The sequence below is a fragment of the Phenylobacterium sp. genome, from assembly GCF_028290885.1.
Lineage (GTDB): Bacteria > Pseudomonadota > Alphaproteobacteria > Caulobacterales > Caulobacteraceae > Phenylobacterium.
Genome location: NZ_JAQGIZ010000258.1, coordinates 1 through 5,176 on the forward strand (window position 1 = coordinate 1; position 5,176 = coordinate 5,176).

Sequence of the window (5,176 nt, forward strand, 5' to 3'; positions counted from 1 at the left end):
CCCGCCGCGCCGGAAGCTGCCGCAGCTCCGGCCGCGGCGGCGCCAGCCGCGGCTGCGCCCACGCCGCCGAAGATCGACACCGGCGACACCGCGTGGATGCTCACCTCCTCGGTGCTGGTCCTGATGATGACCATCCCGGGCCTGGCGCTGTTCTACGCCGGCATGGTGCGCAAGAAGAACATCCTGGCCACCCTCGCCCAGAGCTTCGCGGCGACCGCGTTGATCACCGTGCTGTGGATGATCATCGGCTACTCCCTCGCCTTCACCGACGGCGGCAAGAACAACGCCTGGATCGGTGGTGTGAACTACCTGCTGCTCGGTCCGATGGGGCTCAACTCGACCAGCGCGCTGGCCCCGACCATCCCTGAATCCGTCTACATGTTCTTCCAGATGACCTTCGCGATCATCACCCCGGCGCTGATCGCCGGCGCGCTGGCCGATCGCATGAAGTTCTCGGCCTTCCTGGCGTTCATGGGCGCCTGGCTGCTGCTGGTCTACTGCCCGATCGCCCACTGGGTGTGGGGCGGCGGCTGGCTCGGCAAGGCCGGCGCGCTGGACTACGCGGGCGGCACCGTCGTGCACCTGAACGCCGGCACCGCGGGCCTGGTCGCGGCCCTGATGCTCGGCAAGCGCAAGGGCCTGGGGACCGAGAACATGGCCCCCCACAACCTGGCCTACAGCGTGATCGGCGCCTCGCTTCTCTGGGTCGGCTGGTTCGGTTTCAACGCCGGCTCGGCGGTGACCTCCAACGTGCAGGCTGGCATGGCCGCGGCGGCGACCCAGATCGCCACCGCCGGCGCGGCGCTGGCCTGGATGTTCGCCGAATGGATCATCGCCAAGAAGCCGTCGGTGCTGGGCATGGTGTCCGGCGCGGTGGCGGGGCTGGTGGCGATCACCCCGGCCTCCGGCTTCGTCAACCCGATGGACGCGCTGATCATCGGCATCGCGGCCGGCGTGGTGTGCTACGTCTCGGCGGTCCACGTGAAGAAGATCTTCGGCTACGACGACGCGCTCGACGCCTGGGGCGTGCACGGAGTCGGCGGGGCGCTTGGGGCCCTGCTCACCGGCGTGTTCGCCTCCAACGCGATCAACTCCGCGGCCAAGGGGTGGATCCACGACCACAACATCGGCCAGATGAAGCTGCAACTCGAAGATATCGGCGCGACGTTCTTCTACTGCGCCGTGATGACCTTCATCATCCTGCTGGTGATCAAGTACACGATCGGCCTGCGGGTGAGCGAAGAGGTTGAAGTCGAGGGTCTCGACATCAACCTCCACGGCGAGGTGGTGCAAGCCTAGCCGCGCTCCGGAGAGCAACGCCTGCGGAACGGGGGTCCTTCGGGGCCCCCGTTTTCGTTTCGATTTCTTACCTTCCCCGCTTCGCGGGGGAGGCAAGGCCTACCCCGGGTCCGGCCAGGGTCCGCCGAGCCGGCAGCGCCGCACCCACCAGTCGGGCGCCATGGCCTCGATCCGCTCGGCCAGGCTCTCAGCCTCGATGTCGCTGGCGCAGAGCGCAAAGCAGGTGCCGCCGGAGCCCGACACCCGCGCCAGCAGCGCCTCTGGCTCGCCGGCCAGGGTCTCCAGCACCGCGCCCACCGGCGGCGAAACGGCGATCGCCGCGGCCTCCAGGTCGTTGCGCTGGACCGCCAGCCACGCGGCCAGCTCCGTGGCGTCTTCGAAGGCTTCGGGCGCGGCCGGCGCCGTCACCTCTCCAAACCGTCCATCCGCGTCGAACCGGCGATAGACCTCCGGCGTCGAGACCGGCGTCCGTGGATTGACCAGCACCGCGTCCAGCGGCGGTAGTCCCGGAGCCGGGGACAGGCGCTCTCCCCGCCCCTGCGCCAGCGCGGGCGCGCCCCACAGGCAGGCGGCGCCGTCGGCGCCCAGCGACCCCGCCAGCGCCTCCAGCCGGATGTCGTCGATCTTCAGCTCCAGCGTGTCGCGCAGCAGCCGCAGGGCCGCGCCCGCGTCGCTCGACCCACCGCCAAGGCCCGAGGCCACCGGCAGCAGCTTCTCCAAGCTGAGGCCCATCGGGGCCACCGGCCGCCGCGCTTCGGCGATCAGGGCGCGTGCGGCGCGCAGGACCAGATTGTCGCCCTCCCCCGCCAGTTCCTGCGCGAACGGCCCCGCCACGCGCAGCGCCAGCGCCTCGGCCTCGAAGGTCGAGACCCGGTCGCCGATGTCGGCGAAGGCCATCAGGCTGCAGACCGGGTGGAATCCGTCCTCTCCCGGCGCGCCCACGTGCAGGAAGAGGTTCACCTTGGCGGGGGCGAACGCACTCCGCCCCACGGCTATTTGCCGGCGATCTTCGGCGCCGGTCCGTCCGGGCCGAGCCCGGCAGAGAGTTTGCCCTCGGCGCTGGCCTTGATCTTGTCGTCAGGCTTCAGCGTCAGCACCCGGCGCCACTGGAACTGCGCCTCGTCGCGGCGTCCGACCTTCCAGTAGGCGTCGCCCAGGTGGTTGTTGATCTCCGGATCGCCGGCCTCGAGCTCGACAGCCTGCTCCAGCTTCTCGACCGCCTGCTTGTAGTCGCCCATCCGGTAGTAGGCCCAGCCCAGCGAATCCACCATCGCGCCAGAGCGCGGGTCGGCGGCCACCGCCTTCTGGACCATGCCCATCGCTTCCTTCAGATGCTCGCCACGGTCGATCCAGGAATAGCCGAGATAGTTCAGCAGCTCCGGCTCGTCGGGGCGCGCCTTCAGCGCCGCCTGCAGATCCGCCTGGCCCTCCGGCCAGCGGCCCAGCCGCTCGTAGGCCACGCCCCGCGAATAGAGCAGCCGCCAGTCCGGGGTCTTGGCTTCGGCGATCAGGCCGCTCAGCACCTGGGCGGCCTCGGCGTACTGCTCGTCGGCGCGCAGGAAGTCGGCGAGCGTGACCCGCGCGTCGGAGTCCCCCGAAGCCGCCGCGGCGCGGGCGAGCTTGAGGGCGGTCTCCTTGTCGTCGGCCGTCTGGTAGGTCCAGGCGAGCTTGGCCTGGGCGGTGGCGTATTCCGTCGAGCCCGGCTTGGGGTGGCCGTAGGCGGCGCGGGCCGACTCGGCGTCGCCGGCGCCCTGCATCAGATCGCCGACCATCACCCAGGCCTCGTCGCGTTGCGGATCGAGGCGCAGCAACAGCCGCAGATAGGCCAGCGACAGCTGCGTCTGCTTGGCCGCGATCATGGTCGCCGAGGGCGCCAGCAGCGCCTGGGCCGCGCCTTCGCGGATCGTCAGCATGGGCGGTGTCGTCTTGCCCGCCGAGGCGCGCGCCTTGGCCGCTTTCACGGCGATGCTGCCCGACTCGCGGGCCAGGTGCTCCTCGTAGAGCGCCAGGGCGTCGAGCCGGCGTCCGCGGCGCTCGAGGAAGCCGCCGTAGCCGATGACCGCCATCTCCGTGGGAGTGGAGACCGAGACCGCGGCCTTGTAGTCGGTCTCCGCCTCGTCATAGCGCTTGGCGCGCTCGTAGAGCGCCGCCTGGCCGAGCTGGCCGAAGTAGTCCACCAGCCGGTCGCCGCGCACCTGCGGCCGCACCAGCGAGCCCTCCACGTCGCCCGCCTGCGCCGCCGCCCAGGGGGCCAGCAGGGCCGCAGCCGACTTGTGCGGGAAGGCGATGCTGTCGTTGGCCAGCAACACCTTGGCGTCCTTGCCCTTGCCCTCGGCCAGGGCTTCGACGGCGACGACCAGCTTGCCCAGCCGCTTGGAGGCTTCCGAGGCGTCGTCGCCGGTCGGGGCCAGCGCCGCGGCCCTGTTGATGTCGCCGGCCAGCAGCGCCGCAGTGAAGGCGCGCTCCGAGATCATCGCGTCGCCGGTTTCGGTCCGCGCCCGGTCGAAGAACCGCGCCGCGTCGCCGCTCTTGCCGCTGTTCAACGCCGCCTCCCCGGCCAGGAACATGCCGTAAGACGAGGCGCCCGCCGCGGCGGCGTCGTTCACCGGCGGAGCGCGCCCGGCGCCGGGCGCGCTCGCACAGGCGGCGAGCAGGACGAGCGGGGCGGCGGCGGTCAGCAGCAGGGGAAGACGCATCGTTCGACCTTGGGACTTAAGGATGGCCGCCACAAGGCGGCGAGCTGTCACAAACGCCTTCACATGTTCGGGTAGTTCGGACCGTCGCCGCCCTGGGGGGTGGTCCAGACGATGTTCTGCGACGGGTCCTTGATGTCGCAAGTCTTGCAGTGGACGCAGTTCTGGAAGTTGATCTGAAACTTCGGGTTCTCGCCCTTGTCGTCGTAGAGCACCTCATAGACCCCCGCCGGGCAGTAGAGCCGCGCCGGCTCCCCATACTTCGGCAGGTTGATCGCGATCGGCACGCTGGGATCGCGCAGCTTCAGGTGCGCAGGCTGGTTCTCCTCGTGGTTGGTATTCGAGAGGAAGACGCTCGACAGCTTGTCGAACGACAGGACGCCGTCCGGCTTCGGATAGACGATCGGCTTGAAATCCTTCGCCAGGCCGGTGGAGTCGGCGTCGTTCTTGTGGTGGTGCATGGTCCCGAAGAACGAAAAACCACCGAGCAGGCTGGTGCACCACATGTCGAATCCCGACAGCAGGACCCCCAACGCATTGCCGAACCTCGACAGCATCGGCTTGGCGTTGCGCACGGTGTGCAGTTCCTTGCGCACCCAGGAGTTCTGGTAGGCGGCTTCGTATTCCACAAGGTCGTCGCGCGAGCGCCCGGCCTGAATGGCCGCATAGGCCGCTTCCGCCGCCATCATGCCGCTCTTCATGGCGTTGTGGCTGCCCTTGATCCTGGGCACGTTCACGAAACCGGCGCTGTCGCCAAGCAGGACGCCGCCGGGGAAATAGAGACGTGGCACGGATTGCAATCCGCCTTCGCTGATGGCGCGCGCGCCATAGGCGATGCGTTTGCCGCCCTTCAGGTACTTGGCAATGTCCGGATGGTGCTTGAACCGTTGGAACTCGTCGAAGGGCGAGATCCAGGGGTTCTTATAGTTCAGATGCACGACGAAGCCGATGGACACGTAGTTGTCGCCGAAATGGTAGAGGAAGCTGCCGCCGCCGGTCTGGTCGTCCAGCGGCCAGCCCAACGTGTGCTGCACCAGGCCCGGCTGGAAGACGTCATCGGGAACCTGCCAGATCTCCTTCAGGCCGATGCCGTACTTCTCCGGATCGACGCCCTCGGCCAGGCTGTATTTCGCGCGCAACTGCTTGGAGAGCGATCCCCGCACGCCCTCGCCGATGAAGACGTA

Annotated in this window: 4 protein-coding genes; 1 reads left to right on the top strand and 3 read right to left on the bottom strand. The window is 69.2% G+C overall.

Translation table 11 applies throughout. The annotated features are described in order from the left end of the window. The coding region (locus tag JWP28_RS17290) for an ammonium transporter (RefSeq protein WP_299544860.1) at positions 1 to 1,299 on the top strand (1,299 nt) is incomplete at its 5' end. A 99-nt stretch (positions 1,300 to 1,398) separates the two neighbouring features. Here the strand turns inward: JWP28_RS17290 and JWP28_RS17295 are convergent. The 3 genes from JWP28_RS17295 to JWP28_RS17305 form a co-directional block, all read right to left on the bottom strand. After that, positions 1,399 to 2,289, bottom strand: a complete 891-nt coding sequence (locus JWP28_RS17295; protein ID WP_299544862.1) for a 4-(cytidine 5'-diphospho)-2-C-methyl-D-erythritol kinase — start codon at positions 2,287 to 2,289, stop codon at positions 1,399 to 1,401. Positions 2,290 to 2,291: 2 nt separating this feature from the next. After that, a complete protein-coding gene (locus JWP28_RS17300) occupies positions 2,292 to 3,995 on the bottom strand; it encodes a tetratricopeptide repeat protein (RefSeq protein ID WP_299544863.1) in 1,704 nt (567 codons plus the stop codon). A 59-nt stretch (positions 3,996 to 4,054) separates the two neighbouring features. Continuing rightward, positions 4,055 to 5,176 (bottom strand): electron transfer flavoprotein-ubiquinone oxidoreductase (locus JWP28_RS17305; RefSeq protein WP_299544865.1); only part of this gene is annotated, 1,122 nt, incomplete at its 5' end.

What these genes read in the sequence shown, in the direction of transcription:
- JWP28_RS17300 (WP_299544863.1), bottom strand. Translation starts at nt 3,995, where the DNA reads ATGCGTCTTCCCCTGCTGCTGACCGCCGCCGCCCCGCTCGTCCTGCTC.